This is a genomic window from Saccharothrix sp. CB00851 (assembly GCF_001905065.1).
Lineage (GTDB): Bacteria > Actinomycetota > Actinomycetes > Mycobacteriales > Pseudonocardiaceae > Actinosynnema.
This window is the reverse complement of record NZ_LWLC01000003.1, coordinates 73,876-95,560: the sequence shown is the minus strand read 5'-3', so window position 1 is coordinate 95,560 and position 21,685 is coordinate 73,876. Positions and strand designations below refer to the sequence as shown.

Below are 21,685 nucleotides of genomic sequence, written 5' to 3'. Positions count from 1 at the left end.
CGGGCATGACCCGGTTGCGAACGACGGCGGTGCACGGTGGGCGCGACGACCTCGCCGACCTGGGCGTGCACGCCCTGCCGATCGACCTGTCCACCACCTACCCGATCCCCGACCAGGCGGAGGGCGGCCACGCGCTGCAGCACTTCGCCGACGGCGGCGCGGCACACCCCGCCTCGCCGGTCTACTCCCGGCTGCACAACCCGACCGTGGCCCGGTTCGAGCAGGCCCTGGCCGCGCTGGAGGGCACGTCGGCCGCCGTGGCGTTCGGCAGCGGCATGGCCGCGGTGACCGCCGTCGTGCAAGCCTCCTGCGTGCTCACCGGCAAGCCGCACGTGGTCGCGGTGCGCCCGATCTACGGCGGCACGGACCACCTGCTGTCGTCCGGCCTGCTCGGCGTGCGCACCACGTACACGACCGCCGACCGGGTCGCCGACGCGATCACACCGCAGACCGGCCTCGTCGTCATCGAGACACCGGCCAACCCCAACCTGGACCTGATCGACCTCGCCGCCGTGGCCGCGCAGGCGGGTGACGTGCCGCTGATGGTGGACAACACGTTCGCCACGCCCGTGCTGCAGAACCCCGCGGCGCTCGGCGCGACCTACGTGCTGCACTCGGGCACCAAGTACCTCGGCGGGCACGGTGACGTGCTCGGCGGTGTGGTGGCCTGCGCCGAGGAGCACGCCGGGCCGTTGCGCCAGGTCCGGATCATCACCGGTGCCGTGCTGCACCCGCTGGGCGGTTACCTCATGCACCGCGGCCTGGCCACGCTGCCGCTGCGCGTCGAGGCGGCCCAGCGCACCGCGGTCGAGCTGGCCGCCAGGCTCGACGCCCACCGCGGCACCGTCCTGGTGCGGCACCCCAGCCTGCCCGGCGCCGACCCGGCCGGTCTCGTCGGCACCCAGATGCGGGGTCCGGGCGCGATGCTCGCGTTCACCACCCGCGAGGACCCCACCGCCGTCGTGCGCAGGCTCCGACTCGTCACGCCCGCCGTCAGCCTCGGCTCGGTCGACACGCTGATCGAGCACCCGGCCGCGCTGACCCACCGGCTGGTGCCCGGCGCCGCCCGCGAGGCCTCCGGCGTGCCCGGCAACCTGCTGCGGCTCAGCGTCGGGCTGGAGGACGTCGAGGACATTTGGCACGACCTCGACCAGGCCCTTTCCGGGCATTGTGAAGAGGGTTACATCAAGTCTTCCTCAAGCGATATCCGGGAGCCGGTCGCGAGCCACTAACGTGCCGCCGTCACGGTTTGCGCACAGCGCGCGCGAGTCGGCCACCGTCGGGTGCCCCAATCGGGTTGTTCGGGGGCCGGACCTGCTACAACAGGCCACCGCGCGCTTCCGCTCAGGCCGTGTCGAGAAGCCGGTGAACGCGCGGGAAATCCTGGACGACGCCGAGGTGGCGTGACCCGATTCGGTTTTCCGCAGTGCCGACCGCCATTGCCGCCCACCGCCGTCCGGTACGGACACGCGGTAGGCAGGCCCGCGTCGGGCTGAGCGCGTTCAGGTTTCGCCGGTGCCCGTCGTGCCGTCCTCCGCGGCGCGGGCGGGCCGCCAGAGCCCGTCGTTCGGTCGCCCACCAGGCGGTCGAACGGGTCGCGGCGCGCGACTCGCGCGTCGCGGGAGGACCGAACGGCCGGGCGGGTGCCACGAGCACCCGTCCGGCCCGGTCACCTAGGCTGGTGGCAGTTCACCTAGGAGGAAACCCAGCCGTGTCCGTTGTCGGTGTCCTCGCCCTGCAGGGCGACGTCCGTGAGCACCTCGTCGCGTTGGCCGAGGCCGACGTGCTCGCCCGCCCGATCCGCCGGCCCGAGGAGCTGGCCGAGGTCGACGGCGTGGTGCTGCCGGGCGGCGAGTCGACGACCATCAGCCGGCTGTTGGCCACGTTCGACCTCTTGGAGCCGCTGCGCGCGCGGATCAAGGAGGGCATGCCCGCCTACGGGTCGTGCGCGGGGATGATCCTGCTGGCCGACCGCGTCCTGGACGGTCGGCCCGACCAGCACCAGCTCGGCGGGCTCGACATCGTGGTGCGGCGCAACGCGTTCGGCAGGCAGGTCGATTCCTTCGAGGCCGAACTCGACTTCACCGACGTGGGAGAGGTGCACGCGGTGTTCATCCGCGCGCCGTGGGTGGAATCGGCGGGATCGGACGTGGAAGTACTCGCCCGGGTGCCCGAAACGGAAGACGCCGGTGAGGCCGCCGGTAGGATCGTCGCGGTTCGGCAGGGGCACGTGCTCGCCACCTCGTTCCACCCGGAACTGACCGGTGACGGGCGGGTGCACCGCCTTTTCGTGGACATGGTCCGTGCCGCGGGCTGAGCATTCGACGGAGGAGAAATGAGCGGCCACTCAAAGTGGGCGACCACCAAGCACAAGAAGGCCGCAATCGACGCCAAGCGCGGCAAGCTCTTCGCGCGGCTGATCAAGAACATCGAGGTGGCGGCCCGCACCGGCGGTAGCGATCCCGACGGCAACCCGACGCTGTACGACGCCATCCAGAAGGCGCGCAAGAACTCCGTGCCGCTGGACAACATCGAACGCGCCCGCAAGCGCGGCGGCGGCGAGGAGGCGGGTGGCGCCGACTGGCAGACCATCATGTACGAGGGCTACGGCCCCAACGGCGTGGCGGTGCTGGTCGAGTGCCTGACCGACAACCGCAACCGGGCCGCGTCCGAGGTCCGCACCGCGATGACCCGCAACGGCGGTTCCATGGCCGACCCCGGCTCGGTGGCCTACATGTTCACCCGCAAGGGCGTGGTGATCGTGCCGAAGGGTGACCTGACCGAGGACGACGTGCTGATGGCCGTGCTCGACGCGGGCGCCGAGGAGGTCAACGACCTGGGCGAGAGCTACGAGGTCGTGTCCGAGGCCGGTGACCTGGTCGCGGTGCGCAAGGCGCTGCAGGACGCCGGGTACGACTACGAGTCGGCCGAGGCGAACTTCCTGCCGTCGGTGACCGTGCAGCTGGAGGCCGAGGGCGCGCGGAAGATCTTCAAGCTGATCGACGCGCTCGAGGACTGCGACGACGTGCAGAACGTTTTCGCGAACTTCGACGTGACCGACGAGGTGATGGCCGAGGTCGGCTGACCTCCGCCCGACCGCTTCGCGCAGCCCCGTGCCGGTGCCTCCGGCGCGGGGCTGTCGTCGTCTCCTCCGGGTGCTCATGTGGGGTTGACGGGAGCAACGGGCACAATGGCCTGGTGTCGAACCCCTCCGCGCCGTCCGTCCAGGACATCAACCTGCGCAACTGGCTGCTGACCCAGGCCGAGCAGCACGGCCACGCCGTGGTCACCGTGCCCGAGGACGACGAAGGCGCCGGCTACTCGTTCTCCGTCGGCGCGTGGCGCCGGTTCGGTGTCGCCGAGGCGGTGGTCCTCGGTCTGCCGCCCGAGCACGCGCAGGTGCTCATCCGCGCCTACGTCGACCGGGCCAGGCGTGGCGAGCGGTTCGTGCCCGGCCGGCTCTACTACGACTTCTTCGACGGCGTGCCGGTCACCTTCGAGCGGGTGTTCAAGGGCTTCTACCCGGAGTTCTTCGGCAGCGCGTTCCTGCTCTACGGCAAGGGTGACTTCGCCGCGGTGCAGATCATCCTGCCCACGGCGGACGGCAAGTTCCCGTGGCACCACGACGCCCCGATGGGCTTCGGCGACTGGCAGCTGCTGCTCACCGAGACCGGCAGGCCGGAGAGCTGGGAACCGGGCGTCAACGGCCCCTGACCAGCACGGAAGCCACCTCTCGACACCGTTCGGGCCCTGCCGCACCACGCGGCGGGGCCCGATGTCGTTGTCCGGGAAATGTTGTCAGGAACCGGTTCACCGACCGCTGACAACGCCTGCGGGCTATCAATGTCGGTGTGCGGAGATGTCGGGGGCTCCGCACACCGCGAGGGGGAGGTGCGTCCCGTCCCGTGCAATCGGGGGAGCTGCGCGGGGCGGGGCGCGCGCGACGAGGCTTGGTCACGGGGGCCCCGCCCGTGCCAAGGAATGGGCGCCGTGGGGAGGGCTTCCGATGGGCTCTCCCCACGGCGTGGAACCACCGCTACGGCGTGCGCCCCAGCAGGGCGATCAGCCTGGTCTGCGGGTCGGCGTCGTCGGGCACCGGCACCGGCGGGTCGAACAGCCCGCTCGCCGCCCACGCCTCCGCGTTCGGCTCGATGTAGTCCAGCACCGCCTCGGCGAGGTCGGGGTCGATCCGCTCGTCCACCCCGATGGCGCGGGCCAGGTCCCAGGCGTGCACGGCCAGGTCGGAGGTCATCTGCCAGCCGTACTCGACCGCCGTCGCCTTGCCGTAGCTCAGGTGCACCGGCTTGAGCAGCGCCTTCGGCGCGATCCACGCCTCGCGCGCCGCGGCCGCCGCCAGCACCCACGAGTGCAGCGGGTCGGTCCCGAGCTGGTCGCCGTCGAACCGGTCGCCCACCTGCTCGACCGTGCAGCCCGCCAGCAGTTCCGGCGCCCACAGCTGCTCGTGGACCAGGTGGTTGACCAGGTCCCGGACCGACCACTCCTTGCAGGGCGTGTCCCAGTCCCACTGCTCGGGGCGCACCCGGCGCACCCGCGAGTCGAACTCCGTCATCGCGCGTCCGTGAGCCTCGATCAGATCCACTCCACGAGTGCACCAAACGTTGAACCGGACCGCACCCCGAGGCTGTGGAGTAGGCCACTCGGCGGTATCGGGATTTCATCCAGTACACCCGTACGGCGTAGCGTGACCCGGTACGCCGACGGTGACATCGTTGACACCCAGGAGGATCCACGTGAGCGCCACGAGCGCCGTCTCCACCCCGCAGCGGGGCTTCTTCGGTCACCCCCGAGGACTGTCGACGCTGTTCTTCACCGAGCTGTGGGAGCGCTTCTCCTACTACGGGATGAAGGCGATCCTCGCCTACTACCTGTACCGCACCGCCGCTGAAGGCGGGCTCGGGCTCGACAAGAGCTTCGCGCTGTCGCTGGTCGCCATCTACGGCGCGTCGGTCTACATGTCCGGCGTCGCGGGCGGCTGGCTGGCCGACCGGGTGCTCGGCGGGCAGCGCGCCGTGTTCTACGGCGGCGTGCTGATCATGTTCGGGCACGTCGCGCTGGCGCTGCCGATCGGCGTGACGGGCGTCTACACCGGCCTGATCCTGATCGTGCTGGGCACCGGCCTGCTCAAGCCGAACATCTCCACCGTGGTCGGCGGCCTGTACGACCAGCGGGACCCGCGCCGCGACTCCGGCTTCACGATCTTCTACATGGGCATCAACCTCGGCGGCTTCCTCGCGCCGCTGGTGTGCGGGTTCCTCGGTGAGACCTACGACTGGCACCTCGGCTTCGGCGCGGCGGCGGTCGGCATGGCGCTGGGCCTGGTCGTCTACCGGCTCGGCCGGCGAGGTCTCGGCGACGCGGCCGCCACACCGCCGTTCCCGCTGCCCGCCGAGGAGCGCGGCCGGGTGCTCGGCCGGATCGTCGCCGTGACGGTGGGCGTGGTCGCCGTCGTGGCGGCGCTGGTCGTGCTCGGGGTGCTGGGCGCCGAGGGCGTGATCAACCTGATCAGCCTGCTGTCGGTGCTGCTGCCGGTCGGCTACTTCGCGGTGATGATCCGCAGCCCGCGCACCACGCCGGTGGAGCGGTCCCGGGTGATCGCCTACATCCCGCTGTTCATCGCGGCGGCGATGTTCTGGCTGCTGTTCGAGCAGAGCGCGACGGTGATCGCCGCGTTCGCCGACACCAGGGTCGAGACCTCGTTCCTGGGGGTGGCGTTCCCGCCGTCGTTCATCCAGTCGATCAACCCGGTGATGATCATCGCGGTGGCGCCGCTGTTCGCGCTGCTGTGGGTGCGGCTGGCCAAGCGCCAGCCCTCGACACCGCGCAAGTTCGGTTACGCGTTGCTGCTGGTGGGCGTGTCGTTCCTGCTGCTGATGGTCGCCAGCCAGGGTGACTCGTCGGTGCGGGTCAGCTTCCTGTGGCTGGTGCTGATGTACCTGGTCATGACGTGCGGCGAGCTGCTGCTGTCGCCGGTTGGCCTGTCCGTGACGACGAAGCTCGCGCCGCGCGCGTTCGCCTCGCAGACCATGGGCCTGTGGTTCCTCGCCACGGCGGCCGGCTCGGGTGTCGGCGCGATCGTGGTCCGGTTCTACAGCGACGAGAACGCGGTGGCGTACTTCGGCGTGCTGGGTGCGGTGGCGATCGCCCTCGGTGTCGCGCTGGTCGCCTCCACGAAGGCCATCCACCGGTTGATGCAAGGCGTCGACTGATGTGCCGCTCGGTGAGGGGCGCCCCGTGCGCCCCTCACCGAGCAGGTCACTTGAACACCGCGGCGTTGCGCGTCGCCCAGTCGGCGAAGGAGCCGGCGGGGCGGCCGAGGACCCGTTCGACGTCCGGGCTCACCCGCTGCTCGTCGGCGGTCGGCGTGCCGAGGATGTCCAGGGTGGCGTCGGCGATCACCTCGGGCATGAACGCCGTCATCCCGGCCTTGGCCTCGGCCCGGCTCAGCTCCACGAACCGCACCGGCTCGCCCACCGCCTCCCCGATCGCCGCGACCTGCTGCCGCGGCGTGATCGCCTCCGGCCCGGTCAGCACGTAGGTCCGACCGCCGTGACCCGCCTCGCGCAACGCCGCCGCGGCGACCCCGGCGATGTCGTCCGGGTCGATGACGGGCAGCGCCACGTCGGCGAACGGCGCCGCCGCCGACCGCTGCTCCCGGACCGTTCCGGCCCACGCGTAGCTGTTCGACGCGAATCCGCCCGGCCGCAGCACGGTCCACTCCAGGCCGGACCGCGTGACAGCCTCTTCGAGGTCCGGTGAGTGCCGTCCCGTCCCCACGCCCTGTGAGGACAGCAGTACGACCCGCTCGACGCCACGCGCGAGGTCCAGCACGTCACCCAGCGCGGCGCCGTTGTTCGCCGTGAAGTCGCCCGAGGCCAGCAGGAACAGTGCGGTGGCGCCCTCGAACGCGGGCGTGAGGCTCTCCGGCTTGGTCAGGTCCGCCCGCACGTGGCGCACACCCGGCTGCCCCGACGCGCCGCGCGACACGGTCGTCACCCGCTGGCCCGCCTCGACCAGCGCCCGCACCAGCGGTCGGCCGACGTTCCCGGTCGCACCCGTCACCACGATCATGATCGCTCCCCGTTGTCGTGTGGTTCGTACGACGGGGACGCTACTTTCCTCAATATAGTAGGTACCTAGGGGTAAGTAACGTGGAAGGGGCCTGATGTGACCAGTGGCACAGCGGTCGACCCGGAGTTGGCCTGTCCCATCGCGCCGGTGGTGGACCTGGTGTTCAGCCGCTGGACGACCCCGATCCTGTGGGCGCTCAACGAGTACGGCCGGCAGCGGTTCGGCGAGCTGGCTCAGCGCATCACCACGATCACGCCCAAGGTGCTGACCCAGCGGCTGAGGCAGTTGGAGCGCGACGGTCTCGTCGTGCGCACCTATCACGCCGAAATGCCGCCCCGGGTGGAGTACGAGATCAGCGAACTCGGGCGCAGCCTCGCCCCGTTGTTCGCGCACCTGGCCGAGTGGTCGGCGGAGAACCTGGAAAAAGTCGAGCGGGCCCGTAGCGCGCACGACGCCAAGAATCCGCACTGATGCGGAAAGGGCGCAACGACCCGCCGCGGCGGCGGTGCGGCGGGTCGACGCGCGGTACCAGCATGCACCACATTCCTGAGGCTCAGCTGATGGTTTCCACGATCGGGTGTTGTTTTTTCGCGCCGGTGGTCACCGGGAGCTTCGCGGCACCCCGGATGATCCGCGACGGTCGGCGGTGCACCCGGCCCGCCGCTCTCAGCTCCGGGAACCGGCGGAACAGGCCGCGCAGTGCCGCCGCGCCCTCCATCCTGGCCAGGCCCGCGCCGAGGCAGTAGTGGATGCCGGACGAGAACGCGAGGTGCTCTCGCACGTCCGCACGGCCGGGGTCGAACCGGTGCGGGTCGGCGAACACCGACGGGTCCCGGTTGGCCGCCGCCAGCACCAGCATGACCGGCGTGCCCCCGGGCAGCCGGATCCCGGCCACCTCGGTCGACTTGAACGGGACCCGCACCGTGTACTGCACCGGCGGGTCGTGCCGCAGCGTCTCCTCCACGACGGCGTCGGCGTAGCCGGGATCGGCGAGCAACCGCTCGCGCATCTCGGGGTGGCCGAGCACCGCCAGCACCGAGTTGCCGATCAGGTTGACCGTGGTCTCGAAACCGGCCACCAGCAGCAGTTCCGTGGTGGCGATCAGGTCCTCGCGGGTCAGGTCGTCGTGCGCCACCAGCGCGGACACGACATCGTCCCCGCCGGGGTGCCGCCGCCGGTGCGCGATCAGGTCGTCCAGGAACGCCTCGAACTCGCGCAACGCCGCTTGCAGCGCCCGCAGCTCACGCAGGTCCCGCACGCCGTCGAGCGCGTTGACCAGCGCGCTGCCCCACCGGGCGAACGTCGCGTGGTCCGCGCCCGGCACGCCGAGCAGGTCGGCGATCACCTGGATCGGCACCCTGGCCGCGAAGTCGCCGACGAGGTCGAACGTGCGCCGGTCCGCCACCTCGTCCAGGTACTCCTCGACCACCCGCTCGACGGTCGCGGTCTGCGCGCGCAGCCCGCGTGGCGTGAACCAGGGCGCGACCAGCCGCCGCAGCCGGGTGTGGTCGGGCGGGTTGCGCACCAGGAACGACCGCTCGACCGGGTTCACCAGCCGCCGTCCGTCGAGCTGGACCGACGAGTCGACCGGTGACAGCGCGCCCGCGGGCAGCGGGCCGAACCCGGGATCGCGCAACACCCGCACGCACAACTCGTGCGACGCGGTGAGGTACAGGCCCATCCTGGTCTTCACCAGCACGCCCTGCCGGCGCACCGACTCGTACACCGGGTAGGGGTCGCGGGTCGGGCTGAGCCCGAGCAACCGGGCGGCGGGATCGCCGAGGAGGGCTTGCGCCCGGACGACGGCGCGCCCCAGGAACAGCAGCGTTCCGTTCTTCACCGTGGACGGCATGCCACCACGGTCGCGCGAACGCGAGAAAGGTTCAAGCACGGCCGTTCCCGGTCGCGGAAAACGGATCGCCGCACCGGGGCAGGCCCATCTACGCTCCCGCCCGATGACCACCGTGCTCTGGCTCCTCGGCCCGTCCGGCGTCGGCAAGTCGACGGTCGGCTGGCGGCTCCACCGCCTCCTCGACCGCGGCTCCTACGTCGACGCCGACCAGCTGGGCCTGTGCTACCCGGCGACCGCCGACGACCCGGAGAACCACCGGATCAAGTCGAGCGGGCTAGGCGCGTTGTGGCCGGAGTTCAAGGGCTCGCCGCTCGTCGTCTCGGGCTTCCTCAACACTCCCGAGGAAGCCCGCCTCTACACCGATCGCCTGCCCGGCGCGGACATCACGCTGTGCCGGTTGCGGGTGAACCGCGCCGAGCTGCGCGCCCGCTTCCTGGGCCGCGGGTGGCTCCCCGAGCACGTCGACCAGGCGCTCGACGACGCCGACGCGCTGGAACGCGCCCACTTCGCCGACTTCACCGTCGACACGGACGGTCGGGCACCCGCCGAGATCGCCGCGGAGATCCGGGAGAGGTGGGCCGCGTGACCGTCCTGTGGATCACCGGGCCGCGTGCCGTCGGCAAGTCGACCGTGGGCTGGGAGGTGTTCACCCGCCTCTTCGCGCACACCAGAACGGCCTACGTCGACCTGGCCCAGATCACCTTCGCCGCACCGCCGCTGGATGTGGCGGCGAAGGGACGGCGGCTCGACGCCGTCCGACGCGTCTACCGCGAGGCAGGCGCGCGGCACCTGGTCGTCACCGGCGAGCTTGAGAACGTCCCGCCGGAGGCGAAGGTGTGCTCGCTGTTCGCGGGCCCCGACGAGCTCGTGGCACGCCTGCTCCTGCGCGGCGCGGGCAAGGGGCCGGCGATCCCCGGCGACGACCTCCGCGGCCTGCCCGAGGAAGACCTGCGCCGCCTGGCCGTCCCCACCGTCGTGCCGGACGCCGACCTCGTGGTCGACACCGGCGGCCGGGAGGTCGGGGAGATCGCCGACGAGATCCTGGACTGCTTCTTCCCCGACCTCGGCGCCTAACGCCGGCGGACGACCAGTGACGCCAAGCGCCACGTGCCGCCGTCCGGCGTCGGCCGCGGCGTCTCCGCCGACGCGAGGTCCGGGAACCGCTCGAGCACGGCCGACAGCGCCACCTGCGTCTGCACCCGCGCGAACGCGGCGCCGAGGCAGAAGTGCGCGCCGTGCGAGTAGCCGAGGTGGCCGGTCGACGGCGTGCGCGTGACGTCCAGCCGGTCCGGCTCGGCGTAGACCCGCGGGTCGCGGTTGGCCGACACGATCGCCGTCATCACCCGCTCGCCCTTGTCGATCACCACGTCGCCGAAGCTCACCTCTTCCCGCGTAAACCGGGGCACGGTCAGCAGCTGCGGGCCGACCCACCGCGTCAGCTCCTCCACCGCGCGCGGCACCAGGTCCGGGTCGGCCCGCAGCGCCGCGAGCTGGTCGGGGTGGGTGAGCAGCGCGTCGAGACCGTTGACGATGAGGTTGGTCGGCGTCTGCCCGGCGATCACCAGCTGCCACACCAGGGTCACCAGCTCCGCTTCGGTGAAGCGGTCGCCGTCCTCGTCGCGCACGCGCAGCAGCTGGGAGATCAGGTCGTCACCCGGTGAGGTCCGGCGCAGCTCGACGGCCTCGATCGCGCCCTCGATCACACCCGGGATCGCGGCCAGGAACCCCGGCCCGTAGCCGCTCACCACGGCCACCCCGAACTCGCGCCACCGCGGCCGGTGCTCGACCGGGATGCCCACCAGCTCGCAGATCACGTCCATCGGCAGCGGACGGGCGAAGTGCTCCAGGAGGTCGACGGTGTCGTCGTCCGGCAGGGCGTCGAGCAGCGCGGCCACGATCGCCTCGATCCGCGGCCGGAACTCCTCCGCCCGGCGCGCGGTGAACGCGGGCGCGGCGAGCCTGCGCAGCCGGAGGTGCTCGGGACCGTTCATCTCGGACATCGTGCGCAGGTACGGCTTGCAGTGCTCGGGGATGCCGGGCAGGCCCTGGAAGCTGTTCGCGTTCAGCTCGAAGCGCGGGTCGCCGAGCATCGCCCTGGCGTCCTCGTGCCGGGTGAGGACCCACATGTCGCCCATGCCGGGCACGGTCATCCGCGCCACCGGGCACCGCTCGCGGGCCTCGCCGTAGGCGATGAACGGGTCGAGCAGCACCTCGGGGTTGGTGGGGTCGATCTCGGGAACGGTCACGCGATCCTCCGGATGTTCAGATCAGATGTTCTCATCATCTGAGTGGTCACGGTATCTTGGCCGCGCGACGCCTGGCAAACGGGGAGCGTGATGGTGCGGCTGAGCAGGGCGGAGGCGCAGGAGCGCAACCGGGCGCGGGTGCTGGACGCCGCCCGCGCCGAGTTCGCCGAACGCGGTTTCCGGGACGCCAAGGTCGACACGATCGCGCAGCGCGCCGAGCTGACCCGGGGCGCGGTGTACTCGAACTTCCCCGGCAAGCGCGCCCTCTACTTCGCGGTCTTGGCCGACCTGGCGGAACGGGCGACCGCGCCGGCGCACCCGCAACGCGGCTTGAACCGGCGCGAAGCGCTCGGCGCGCTGGCCCGTGCGTGGGTGACGTCGCTCAGCCACGACGCACTGGCCCGGGACCTCCTGCCCGAGGTGGCCGCCGAAGAGGCGACCCGCCGTCCGTTCACGCAGTTGATGAAGCTGGACGCACTGCTGCTCAGCCTCGCGCTGGAAGCGCTCGACCCGGTCGTGGCGCCGTCCGACGCGCCGCCGGTCCGGATGGTCCGCGTCGCCGAGGTCGTGCTCGCCGCGCTGCACGGCGCGAGCGGGCTGGCCACCGCCGCGCCCGGTTTCCTGGAGCCGTTCGACGTGATCAGCGCGTGCGAACAGCTCGCGGGCCTGGAGCTGAACGACTGGTGGGCACCGCCCACCGCGGCCGTGCTGGTGGGGGAGGACCGGCCGTGGGCGCCGCCGACCGCCGTCGACCTCGTGCGAGGGTCGGAGGTGACGCCGGACGACGACGGCGTGGTGGTCGTGCTGGGGCTGAACCGCCTGGCCGCCGTGGAGGAAGCGGTGCGCGCCGGCGCACGGGTGACCCTCGTGATGGTGACCGGCACGCCGGGGGAGTTGGCGCCGTTGGCGCGGTTGGTGTTGGCGCAGCTGTGCGTGAGCCTGCGGCAGGCGTTCCCGGTCGAGGCGTGGCCCCGGCTGCGGGTGGTGTGCGACGACACCGGCGCGGTCGCGGGTGCGGCGGGCGTGCCGTCGGTGAGCGACGAGACCGAGGTCGCGATCCGCGTCGAGGGCGGCCGGGTGGTGGCGCGGGCCGAGGGGTCAGGCGCGGGTCACGCGGTCAGTGCCGGGGCGCGGGTGCCGCGGACCTAGCCGCCGGCCTGGTGGTGGCCGGGCGGCGTTCCAGCACCTTGCGGAAGTCCGCCGGGATCGGGGTGCTGCGCAGCTCCGGCGTGCCGAAGGAGACGTACCGGTTCCAGCCGGTGGCCACCGGCGTGCCGTCCACGTCCGCGTCGAAGCCCATGGTCAACGTGGTGGTGCCCAGCGTCCGCACCCGCACCGCGATCCGCAGCAGGTCGTCGAACCGGGCCGGGCTGAGGTACCGGATGGAGGTCTCGGCCATCACGAAGTCGATGCCGTGCTTCTCCAGCTCCTTGTACGACCCGAGCAGGGACCGCAGCGTCTCCACCATGGCGGCCTCGAAGAACACCGCGTAGCGCGAGGCGTGCACGATCCCTTGGCGGTCGCAGTCGACCGGGCGCACCCGCACCCGGTGCACGTGGGCAGGTCGGGCGTCAGCCATGTCGGCGATCCTATGGGGTCACGTAGACGGTCCGCGTCGGCCTAGAGGTGACTGCTCCGAGTGACGCGCCGACGAGTTGGCCCGCCGCGACCAGCAAGATCACCGACGTCGGCGACCACGTGGCGAGCAGCGCGCCGCCGCCCGCCGCGCCCACCGCGTAGGCCCCGATCTTCAGGCTCGCCCCCGTGGTGGAGACCTGGCCGAGCAGCGCACCCGGCGTGTACCGCTGCCGCGCGGTGATGGTGGCGGTCAGCACCGGCCCCTGCGCGAGCCCGCTGACCAGCGCCAGCACCAGCAACACCGGGAAGTGGGGCGCGAGCGGCCACAGCGCGAGCGTCACGCCGTACAGCGCGACGGTCGTGAACACCACCCGCTCCGGTCGCCACAGGTGCAGCCACCGGCGGACCACCAGGAGGCAGCCCACGGCGCCGACCTCGAACACGGCCCACACCACCCCGGCCTGGTCGCCGTCCACGCCGAGCGCGCCGACGTGCAGCGGCAGCGCCGTGGCGAGCATGCCGACCGACCCGTACCCGACCACGGACGCGATCGTCGCGCCGCGCAACGGCGCCGTGGTGGCCAGGTGCCGCAGGCCCTTCTTGATCGCGGCACGCAGCGAAGGGTGGTCGCCGGGCGGGTGCGGCGGCACGTGCAACGCGGTCGTGCACAGCCCGCCGGCCAACGACAGCGCGGCGACCACGGCCACCGCGACGGCGGGCGACGCGACCGTGCTCAACACACCGGCCAACCCCGGTCCGGCGATCGCCGCCGCGTTGAACAGCAACGCGTCCTGCGAGGTGGCCTTGGGCAGGTCGGTGGCCAGGCGCGGGACCAGGCTGGTGAACCCGCCGCTGGTCATCGGCAACGTGATGCCCGCGACGAACGCCGCGGGCACCAGCCAGGGCGCCGGCGCGAACACCATGGCCACCGCCATCGCGGCGAGCACGAACTGGTTGGCCGCCAACGCCGCCACCGGCCGCCGCGCCCGGTCGAGCCACGCGCCGAGCAGCGGCCCGGACAGGATCGACGGCACGGTGTACGCGGCGATCACCGCGCCGGACAGCACGGGCGACCCGCTGCGCGCCAAGGCCAGCAGCACCACGGCCACGGCCACCATCTCGTCGGCCAGCCGGGCGAGGCCGGCCGCCCAGAGGTAGCGACCCATCAGGTCTTGCGCCGGTGTCGGCGCACGCTCTCCTCCACCAGGTCCAGCACGGGTTCGAGGTCGTCCGCGGGCAGGCCCATCGCCAGGTGCGACACCAGGCCCTCCAGCACCAGTTCCAGGAACGACGTCAGCACGTCCACGTCCACGTCGTCGCGCAGGTTCCCGGCCTCGCGCTGGCGCTCCAGCCGCTGCCGCGTCGCGTCGGTCAGCTGCCGCGACCGCTCCGCCCACCGCGCCCGGAACTCCGGGTCGGTGCGCAGCCGGCGCGACACCTCCAGCCGGGTGCCGAGCCAGTCGGCCGGGTGCTCCAGGTCGTCGGGGTCGGGCGGGTACAGCAGGTCCCGCATCACCTGCACCAAGCCCTGTTCGGCGACGACCTCCGCCATGCGCAGCGCGTCGTCCTCGGCCAGGGCGAGGAACAGCGATTCCTTGTCCCGGAAGTGGTGGAAGATCGCGCCCCTGGACAGGCCGGTAGCCTCTTCCAGACGGCGCACGGTCGCGCCTTCGTAGCCGAAACGCGCGAAACACGCACGGGCGCCGTCGAGGATCTGACGTCGACGGGCATCGAGGTGGTCCTGGCTCACCCTGGGCACCTGTCGATGTTGCCAGGGCCGCCGGACGAAATCCAATCAGTACGTACGGCTTGCCGGGTCCACTTTGGGGTGTACTTCGCCGTCTCGGCTCGAAACCCCAGGTCGTCGTCACTACGGTGGCGCACCGTGACCGCAGGTGAGGACATCCGGCCGCCGCTGAGGCTGGTGCCGGGATTGGGCTGGTCGAGCCGACCGTCCACGGTGGACCGCAGTCGGCACGGCCCGGACTTGATCGATCTGATCAGGCTCGTCGGCCGTCGTCCGGGCGACGTCGCGGACGCCCCGCCCGGTGGTGCCATCGTGGTGTTCGAGGCGTTGTGCGTCCCGGAGCCGCTGCGCACGCCCGCCTACGCCCTGGCGCTCGGCGACGACGCGGGCGGCACCGGCGTCGACCGGCTGCCGCACACCGCCACCCGGTTCTTCGTGCACGAGGCCGCGTTGCACGTCCGCGTCGGCGACGAAGCGGTCATGGCCGACCAGCTGGACGCGCTCGCGGACCGGACCGACGCGCCGGTCCGGCTGGTGCCGTTCGCCGCAGGTCACGCCGGCGCGCTGCGGTCGTCGTTCGCCCTGCCCGACGGGCGCCGCCAGGCCGAGGTGCTGGACCGGATCGCGCTCGACGTGCCGTCGTCACGGGCGCGGTTGCGCGGCCAAGCCGCGCACTACCGGAACCGGTAGGGGGACCGATGGGATCGCACACGCTGCGCTCGCGTCCGGTGCCGGACACCCGGCGACGACGGCTCGCGGTCACGATCGCGACGGCGCTGTCCCTGCTCGCCGCCTCCGGCGCGGCGGCGAGCGGGCTCACCGGCGACCTGTCCGAGGTCGCCCGGCACAGCGGGCCGAGCACCGACCGCGTCTCCGCGGCCACCGACATCGTCCCGCCCACGCCGCCGCGCAACCTGCGCGTCACCGGCAAGACCGAGCACAGCGTCTCGCTGGCGTGGGACCCGTCCGTGGACAACGTCGGCGTGGTGGGGTACGACGTCTACCAGCACGGCCAGCTGATGGTGAGCGTGTCCGGCACGACCCTGGAGGCCACCGTCATCGGGCTCGAAGCCGACACCCGGTACGACTGGACCGTCTTCGCGCGCGACGCCGCGCCCAACGTCTCGCGGGCCAGCAACAACGTCGTGGTGCGCACCGACAGCGTGGTGCTGGACAACGAGTCGCCCACCGCACCGGTCAACGTGCGGGTCACCGGCCGGTCGTCGACCAGCGTGTCGCTGGCCTGGGACGCCGCCACCGACAACGTCGGCGTGACCGGGTACGTGGTGCACCGCGACGGCGCGCAGGCGGGCACGGCCGACGGCCCGGCCACCACCGTCAACGGCCTGGCCGCCGGCACCGGGTACCGGTTCAGCGTGCGGGCGCAGGACGCGGCGGGCAACCTCTCGCCGTTCAGCGAGGAGGTCATCGCCGTACCCGGTGGCACGGCGCCCGCCGGTGAGCCGGAGCTCGGCGCGGTGACCACGTTGCGGGAGGGCACCGACGTGCCGTGGGGCCTGGCGTTCCTGCCCGACGGTTCGGCGCTGGTGTCCGAGCGGGAGGCGTTCACGATCTACCGGCTCTTCCCGGACGGCAGGCGGATCGACGTCGGCCGGGTGCCGGGCGCGCAGGGCACCGACGGCGAGGGCGGCGTGCTGGGCGTCGAGGTCTCGCCGACGTTCGCCGCCGACGGGCTCGTGTTCGTCTACCACACGGCGGCGGGCGGCAACCAGGTCGTGCGGGCCAGGCTGGTCGGCGGCGAGCTGTCGGGCTGGACCACGATCCTCGGCGGCATGCCGAAGAACCGCTACCACAACGGCGGGCGGCTGCGGTTCAGCCCGGACGGCCGGTACCTGTTCGTCTCCACCGGTGACGCGCAGAACGGCAGCTACGGGCAGAACCTGGACACCAACGCGGGCAAGATCCTGCGCATCCACCCCGACGGGTCGATCCCGGCGGACAACCCGTTCCCGGGCAAGGCGATCTGGAGCTACGGGCACCGCAACGTGCAGGGCCTGGACTTCGACTCGCGGGGCAGGCTGTGGGCCACCGAGTTCGGCAACAACTCGCAGGACGAGCTCAACCTCATCGAGCGGGGTGCCGACTACGGCTGGCCGGGGTGCGAGGGCACGGCCGGGTACTGCGACGACAGCGTGGCGCCGAAGAAGACGTGGCCGACGTCGGCCGCCGGGCCGAGCGGGTTGGCGATCATCAACGACCACTTGTTCGTGGCGACCACGGTCGGGCGGCGGATCTACCGGCTGCGCATCGACGGCGACGAGCTGGTCGACCAGCAGGTCTACTTCCAAGGCGCGTACGGGCGGCTGCGCACGCTGGAGGTGGACCGCGAGGGCGACCTCTGGCTGACCACCACGTGGGACCTGGACGACGTGGTGGACAACGACCGCGTGCTGCACGTCGATGTCGAATACCCGGGGTCTTGACGGTCACCCGGATGCCACGAGCTGTTCACCCCGTGACCGGATCGTCCGTTTAGTACTGCGAAAACGCCCACAAGGAGCAGCACGGTGGCCGCCGGACCGGCGTCCGCGGCCACCCGACCGGCCGCCGGCGACCCGTCCGTCAACCGACATGTCGTTGATCCGTAAGGGTTTTGCACAGCTGCGAGTGTCGGTGCCTGCGTGTAGCGTCGAACGGACGAGATTGATCACGGGGAGTGCCACCAGTGACTGCTGTCCGTAATGCCCCGGCTCCGGGGCCCACCCCGGCGGTGTTCCGGGATCGAGCGGAGGCCGAGGCCTACGTCGCCTCGGTCTGCTTCAAGCACGGACCTCCGAGGCTGCTCGGAGTCGAATTGGAATGGACCGTCCACCACGTCGAAGATCCCACCCGGCCGCTCGACGCGAAGACCCTCGCGTCCGCCCTCGGCCCGCACGCACCGCCGACCCTCGTCCCCGACAGCCCGCAGCGGCCACTGCCCTCCGGCACCCCGCTGACCGTGGAACCGGGTGGCCAGGTCGAGATCTCCACCCCGCCACGCGATTCCCTGACGGACCTGCTCAAGACCGTCGCGGCGGACATCGACCACCTCAACAGCCTGCTCGAACCGGCCGGTCTGCGGCTCGGCCAGCACGGCGCCGACCCGTTCCGCCCGCCGCGCCGGATGCTCCAGGTCCCGCGCTACGCGGCCATGGAACACGCCTTCGCCCCGCTCGGGCCCGAGGGCATCACGATGATGTGCAGCACCGCGGGCCTCCAGGTCTGCCTCGACTTCGGGCAGGCCGACGATCTGCCCCTGCGGTGGGCCGCGGTGCACGCGCTCGGACCCGTCGTGACCGCCCTGTTCGCCAACTCGCCGGGCGTCAACGGCCGCCGGACGGACTGGGCCAGCGCGCGGATGCGGACCCTCTACGCCACCGACCCGGTGCGCACGCGCCCGGCGGCGGTGTGCGCGAGACCGGCCGACGCGTGGGCCAGGCGCGTGCTCGACACGCCGGTCATCGCGGTGCGCAGACCGGGGCCGAACTGGCTGCCGCCGCACCGGTTGACCTTCGCCGACTGGATCGACGGTGCGCTGGACCGCCCGGCGACCACCGACGACCTCGACTACCACCTCACCCTGCAGTTCCCGCCCGTTCGGCCGCGCGGGTACCTGGAGGTCCGCTACCTGGACTCCCCGCCGCACGGCCGGTGGCTGCCACCGGTCGTGCTGATGGCGGCGCTGTTCGGCACGCCGAAAGCGGTGGACGGTGTGCTCGCGGCCACCGAAGGTGCGGCGAACCGCTGGCTCGCCGCCGCGCGGTACGGCCTGGACGACCCGGTGCTCGCCCGTGCGGCGCGCGACGTGGTCGAACTGGGCTGCGCCGCGCTGTCCGACACCGACCTGTCGGTCGGCCAGACCGACGCGATCGCCGAAGAACTGCACCGCACGCTCGCTGAGAAGACCGGAGGGGGCCGTTCATGACCAGCACCGAGAACCTGCGCGACCGGGTCGCCGCCCAGCTCACCAGGGCCCGCGACCGCAGCAGGCAGCTCACCGACGCGGTGGACGACCACGACCTCGTCCGCCAGCACTCCAAGTTGATGTCACCGCTGGTGTGGGACCTCGCGCACATCGGCAACCAGGAAGAGCTGTGGCTGGTCCGCGACGTCGGCGGGCGTGAGCCGGTCCGGGCGGACATCGACGAGCTGTACGACGCGTTCAAGCACGCCCGGTCGGTCCGGCCGGAACTGCCGCTGCTCGGGCCGACCGAGGCGCGCAAGTACGTCGGCGAGGTCCGGGACAAGGTGTTCGACGTGCTCGAGCGCACGCCGCTGGAAGGCCACCGGCTGGTCGACGGCGGGTTCGCGTTCGGCATGATCGTGCAGCACGAGCAGCAGCACGACGAGACCATGCTGGCCACGCACCAGCTGAGGGTCGGCGAGCCGGTGCTGGACGCGCCACCGCCGCCGCGCGGTGGCCCCGTCGGACCGGCCGAGGTGCTGGTGCCCGGCGGGCCGTTCACCATGGGCACGTCCACCGAGGCGTGGGCGCTGGACAACGAGCGGCCCGCGCACCAGGTCGTCACCGAGCCGTTCTTCATCGACACCACGCCGGTGACGAACGGCGCGTACGCGGAGTTCATCGCCGACGGTGGCTACCAGGACCCTCGGTGGTGGAGCGAGGCCGGCTGGGCGCACGTGCAGAAGGCTTCGCTGGTCGCGCCCCGGTTCTGGGAACGGATCGGCGACCAGTGGTACCGCACGGCGTTCGGCCGCACGGAGCCGCTCGACCCCGACCAGCCGGTGGTGCACGTCTGCTACTACGAGGCCGAGGCGTACGCGAGGTGGGCGGGCAAGCGGCTGCCGACCGAGGTGGAGTGGGAGAAGGCGGCCCGGTTCGACCCGGCGACCGGCCGGTCCCGCCGCTACCCGTGGGGCGACGAGGACCCGACCGAGGCGCACGCCAACCTCAACCAGCGGCACCTCACGCCGGCCCCGGTCGGCGCGTACCCGGCGGGCGCGTCCGCGCTGGGGGTGCACCAGCTCATCGGTGACGTGTGGGAGTGGACCAGCTCCGACTTCCACGGGTACGCCGGGTTCGAGGTGTTCCCGTACGCGGAGTACTCGCAGGTGTTCTTCGGGCCGGACTACAAGGTGCTGCGCGGCGGGTCGTTCGGCAGCGACCAGGCGGCGGTGCGGTCGACGTTCCGGAACTGGGACTACCCCATCCGGCGGCAGATCTTCTCGGGCTTCCGCTGCGCGCGGGACGCCTCGCGGGACGAACTGGCCTGACCGTGTGCCGCCACCTGGGTTACCTGGGCCCCGCCGTGCCCGTCGCCGCGCTCGTGCACGACCCGCCGCACTCGCTGGTTCGGCAGTCGTACTCGCCGCGGGACATGCGCGGCGGCGGCACGGTGAACGTGGACGGCTACGGCGTGGGGTGGTACCCCGCGCCGGGCGGTCCGGCGGTGCGCTACCGCCGGGCGGGCACGATCTGGTCGGACGAGAACCTGCTCGCGCTGAGCCGGGTGACGGTGTCCGGCGCGGTGCTGGCGGCGGTGCGCTCGGCGACGGTCGGCATGCCGGTGGCGGACACGGCGTGCGCGCCGTTCACCGACGGGCAGTGGCTGTTCAGCCACAACGGGCGGGTCGCCGACTGGCCGGAGTCCGTGGTCGACGTGGCCAAGACGCTGCCCGTGGCCTCGTTGCTGACGTTGGACGCGCCGACCGACGCCGCGCTGCTGTGGGCGTTGGTGCGGTCCCGTCTCGCCGCGGGAGCCGCGCCGGGTGCCGCGCTGGCGTCCGTCGTGTCCGAAGTGGCCGCCGCCGCGCCCGGTTCGCGGCTGAACCTGTTGCTCACCAACGGGACCGTGCTCGCCGGCACGACGTGGACGCACTCGCTGTGGGTGCGTTCCGGTGACGGCGCGGTGACGTTGGCCTCCGAGCCGTTGGACGACGACCCGCGCTGGCGGGAGGTGCCCGACGGGCACGTCGTCACGGCAGATATGTCTACTGTGGACGTTCAACCGATTGGACGAGGATGACCGAGCCTGTGCTGGACGTGCACCTGACCCCCGAGGACGCGGCGATCGCGCTGCGCGCCGAGGCGAGGGCGGGGCTGACCGCGCGGTCGAAGTGGGTGTCGCCGAAGTGGTTCTACGACGCGGTCGGCAGTGAGCTGTTCGAGGAGATCACCCGGCTGCCGGAGTACTACCCCACCCGCGCGGAGCGGGAGATCCTGGTGGCGCGGGCGGCGGAGATCGCGTCGCTCACCGACGCGCACTCGTTGGTGGAGCTGGGTTCGGGTTCGTCGGAGAAGACCCGGCTGCTCCTGGACGCGTTGCGGGCGCACGGCACGTTGCAGGAGTTCGTGCCGCTGGACGTGTCGCCGTCGGCGTTGACGGAGGCGGCACGGGCGATCATGGCCGCGTACCCGGGCCTGCGGGTGCACGGGGTGGTCGGCGACTTCACCGAGCACCTCGGCCTGCTGCCCGGCGTGCCGCCCCGGGTGGTGGCGTTCCTGGGCGGGACGATCGGCAACCTGATCCCGGAGGAGCGGGACAAGTTCTTCGCCTCCGTGCGCGACGTGCTGAACGCGGGGGAGTGGCTGCTGCTCGGGACGGACCTGGTGAAGGACCCCGACACCCTCGTGCGCGCGTACGACGACGCACAGGGCGTCACCGCGGAGTTCAACCGCAACGTCCTGCGCGTGATCAACCGCGAGCTGGACGCCGACTTCGACCCCTCCGACTTCCAACACGTGGCGCTGTGGAACGCAGAGGAGGAGTGGATCGAAATGCGCCTGCGCGCCCTGCGCCCGGTCAAGGCCCACGTGGCAGCCCTGTCCCTGGACGTCGAATTCACCGAGGGCGAGGAACTCCGCACCGAAGTCTCCGCCAAGTTCCGCCGCGAAACCGTCACCCGCGAACTGTCCGCCGCCGGCTTCACCCTGCACCGCTGGTGGACCGACCCGGCGGGCCGCTTCGCCCTGACCCTGGCCCGCGCCCTCCCCTGACCACCCGCGTGTCCTACGTTCGGAACGCGCGTGTCCTACGTTCGCGTACCCCGAGTTGAACGCTCAGAACAGCCGGCCCGTGTTCTGAGCGTTCAACTCGGGTGTTCTGAACGTAGGACACGCGTGACGGGAACGTAGGACACGCCGTCGGTAGGGCGCGAATCCTCCGTTCTGCGGGTAGTGCCGGCCACGATCGAGTGAAAGCCATCGCGCGA

The 21,685-nt window shown here is 72.1% G+C and carries 22 protein-coding genes; 15 read left to right on the top strand and 7 right to left on the bottom strand.

Features of this window, described 5'->3' with window-relative positions:
* Positions 1-5 precede the first annotated feature (5 nt).
* The 4 genes from A6A25_RS05750 to A6A25_RS05735 all read left to right on the top strand — a co-directional run bounded on the left by A6A25_RS05750 (position 6) and on the right by A6A25_RS05735 (position 3,714).
* Positions 6-1,232: a trans-sulfuration enzyme family protein gene (locus A6A25_RS05750; protein ID WP_073886719.1), complete on the top strand. Its 1,227-nt coding sequence runs from the start codon at positions 6-8 to the stop codon at positions 1,230-1,232.
* Between the two features lie 479 nt (positions 1,233-1,711).
* Positions 1,712-2,317, top strand: coding sequence for a pyridoxal 5'-phosphate synthase glutaminase subunit PdxT (pdxT, locus tag A6A25_RS05745; protein WP_143192976.1), 606 nt, complete (start codon positions 1,712-1,714; stop codon positions 2,315-2,317).
* A gap of 18 nt (positions 2,318-2,335) precedes the next feature.
* Entirely contained in the window at positions 2,336-3,085 is a 750-nt protein-coding gene (locus A6A25_RS05740; RefSeq protein WP_073886717.1) for a YebC/PmpR family DNA-binding transcriptional regulator, read from the top strand.
* Between the two features lie 113 nt (positions 3,086-3,198).
* The gene (locus A6A25_RS05735; protein ID WP_073886716.1) at positions 3,199-3,714 is read left to right on the top strand and encodes a DUF4262 domain-containing protein; all 516 of its coding nucleotides are present in this window, start codon (positions 3,199-3,201) and stop codon (positions 3,712-3,714) included.
* Positions 3,715-4,036: 322 nt separating this feature from the next.
* Here the strand turns inward: A6A25_RS05735 and A6A25_RS05730 are convergent, their stop codons facing one another.
* Positions 4,037-4,570, bottom strand: a complete 534-nt coding sequence (locus A6A25_RS05730) for a TIGR03086 family metal-binding protein (protein WP_073886818.1) — start codon at positions 4,568-4,570, stop codon at positions 4,037-4,039.
* Positions 4,571-4,751: 181 nt separating this feature from the next.
* Here A6A25_RS05730 and A6A25_RS05725 point away from each other — a divergent pair, with 181 nt between their 5' ends.
* Positions 4,752-6,227: a peptide MFS transporter gene (locus tag A6A25_RS05725; protein WP_083668009.1), complete on the top strand. Its 1,476-nt coding sequence runs from the start codon at positions 4,752-4,754 to the stop codon at positions 6,225-6,227.
* 46 nt (positions 6,228-6,273) lie between these two features.
* Here the strand turns inward: A6A25_RS05725 and A6A25_RS05720 are convergent, their stop codons facing one another.
* Positions 6,274-7,089, bottom strand: a complete 816-nt coding sequence (locus A6A25_RS05720; RefSeq protein WP_073886714.1) for an NAD(P)H-binding protein — start codon at positions 7,087-7,089, stop codon at positions 6,274-6,276.
* A gap of 96 nt (positions 7,090-7,185) precedes the next feature.
* Between A6A25_RS05720 and A6A25_RS05715 the strand changes: the two genes are divergently transcribed.
* On the top strand, positions 7,186-7,560 hold the full coding sequence (locus A6A25_RS05715; protein ID WP_073886713.1) for a winged helix-turn-helix transcriptional regulator: 375 nt from the start codon (positions 7,186-7,188) through the stop codon (positions 7,558-7,560).
* 82 nt (positions 7,561-7,642) lie between these two features.
* Here the strand turns inward: A6A25_RS05715 and A6A25_RS05710 are convergent, their stop codons facing one another.
* A complete protein-coding gene (locus A6A25_RS05710) occupies positions 7,643-8,941 on the bottom strand; it encodes a cytochrome P450 (RefSeq protein ID WP_073886712.1) in 1,299 nt (432 codons plus the stop codon).
* A 103-nt stretch (positions 8,942-9,044) separates the two neighbouring features.
* On the opposite strand from A6A25_RS05710, the gene A6A25_RS05705 reads away from it, so the two are divergent.
* Both A6A25_RS05705 and A6A25_RS05700 read left to right on the top strand, forming a co-directional pair.
* Positions 9,045-9,527 (top strand): AAA family ATPase, encoded by a 483-nt coding sequence (locus A6A25_RS05705; RefSeq protein WP_143192975.1) that lies wholly within the window; start codon positions 9,045-9,047, stop codon positions 9,525-9,527.
* Positions 9,524-10,015 carry a hypothetical protein gene (locus tag A6A25_RS05700; RefSeq protein WP_143192974.1) on the top strand — a complete coding sequence of 164 codons (492 nt, stop codon included), beginning with the start codon at positions 9,524-9,526 and terminating at the stop codon, positions 10,013-10,015. The genes A6A25_RS05705 and A6A25_RS05700 overlap by 4 nt, the downstream gene beginning before the upstream one ends.
* Here A6A25_RS05700 and A6A25_RS05695 read toward each other — a convergent pair.
* Positions 10,012-11,187: a cytochrome P450 family protein gene (locus tag A6A25_RS05695; RefSeq protein ID WP_073886709.1), complete on the bottom strand. Its 1,176-nt coding sequence runs from the start codon at positions 11,185-11,187 to the stop codon at positions 10,012-10,014. The two genes, A6A25_RS05700 and A6A25_RS05695, sit on opposite strands and share 4 nt — an antisense overlap.
* Positions 11,188-11,277: 90 nt before the next feature.
* Here A6A25_RS05695 and A6A25_RS05690 point away from each other — a divergent pair, with 90 nt between their 5' ends.
* Entirely contained in the window at positions 11,278-12,336 is a 1,059-nt protein-coding gene (locus tag A6A25_RS05690; protein ID WP_073886817.1) for a TetR/AcrR family transcriptional regulator, read from the top strand.
* Here the strand turns inward: A6A25_RS05690 and A6A25_RS05685 are convergent.
* Genes A6A25_RS05685 through A6A25_RS05675 form a run of 3 tightly spaced genes read right to left on the bottom strand, consistent with a single transcriptional unit; the run spans position 12,305 to position 14,524 of the window.
* Positions 12,305-12,766 carry an acyl-CoA thioesterase gene (locus A6A25_RS05685; protein WP_073886708.1) on the bottom strand — a complete coding sequence of 154 codons (462 nt, stop codon included), beginning with the start codon at positions 12,764-12,766 and terminating at the stop codon, positions 12,305-12,307. The two genes, A6A25_RS05690 and A6A25_RS05685, sit on opposite strands and share 32 nt — an antisense overlap.
* Positions 12,767-12,776: 10 nt before the next feature.
* Positions 12,777-13,931, bottom strand: a complete 1,155-nt coding sequence (locus A6A25_RS05680) for an MFS transporter (RefSeq protein ID WP_073886707.1) — start codon at positions 13,929-13,931, stop codon at positions 12,777-12,779.
* Positions 13,931-14,524 (bottom strand): TetR/AcrR family transcriptional regulator, encoded by a 594-nt coding sequence (locus A6A25_RS05675; protein ID WP_073886706.1) that lies wholly within the window; start codon positions 14,522-14,524, stop codon positions 13,931-13,933. Before A6A25_RS05675 ends, A6A25_RS05680 begins: the two co-directional genes overlap by 1 nt.
* 126 nt (positions 14,525-14,650) lie before the next feature.
* Between A6A25_RS05675 and A6A25_RS05670 the strand changes: the two genes are divergently transcribed.
* From A6A25_RS05670 to egtD, 6 genes are all read left to right on the top strand, one after another.
* Positions 14,651-15,202 carry a Scr1 family TA system antitoxin-like transcriptional regulator gene (locus A6A25_RS05670; RefSeq protein ID WP_073886705.1) on the top strand — a complete coding sequence of 184 codons (552 nt, stop codon included), beginning with the start codon at positions 14,651-14,653 and terminating at the stop codon, positions 15,200-15,202.
* 8 nt (positions 15,203-15,210) lie between these two features.
* Entirely contained in the window at positions 15,211-16,956 is a 1,746-nt protein-coding gene (locus A6A25_RS05665) for a PQQ-dependent sugar dehydrogenase (RefSeq protein WP_073886704.1), read from the top strand.
* Between the two features lie 242 nt (positions 16,957-17,198).
* Positions 17,199-18,437 carry a glutamate-cysteine ligase family protein gene (locus A6A25_RS05660; protein ID WP_073886703.1) on the top strand — a complete coding sequence of 413 codons (1,239 nt, stop codon included), beginning with the start codon at positions 17,199-17,201 and terminating at the stop codon, positions 18,435-18,437.
* Positions 18,434-19,747, top strand: coding sequence for an ergothioneine biosynthesis protein EgtB (egtB, locus tag A6A25_RS05655; RefSeq protein WP_073886702.1), 1,314 nt, complete (start codon positions 18,434-18,436; stop codon positions 19,745-19,747). The genes A6A25_RS05660 and egtB overlap by 4 nt, the downstream gene beginning before the upstream one ends.
* Before the next feature lie 2 nt (positions 19,748-19,749).
* Complete coding sequence (egtC, locus tag A6A25_RS05650; protein WP_073886701.1) at positions 19,750-20,499, top strand: ergothioneine biosynthesis protein EgtC; 750 nt, start codon at positions 19,750-19,752, stop codon at positions 20,497-20,499.
* The gene (egtD, locus tag A6A25_RS05645; protein WP_073886700.1) at positions 20,496-21,470 is read left to right on the top strand and encodes an L-histidine N(alpha)-methyltransferase; all 975 of its coding nucleotides are present in this window, start codon (positions 20,496-20,498) and stop codon (positions 21,468-21,470) included. Before egtC ends, egtD begins: the two co-directional genes overlap by 4 nt.
* Positions 21,471-21,685 lie beyond the last annotated feature (215 nt).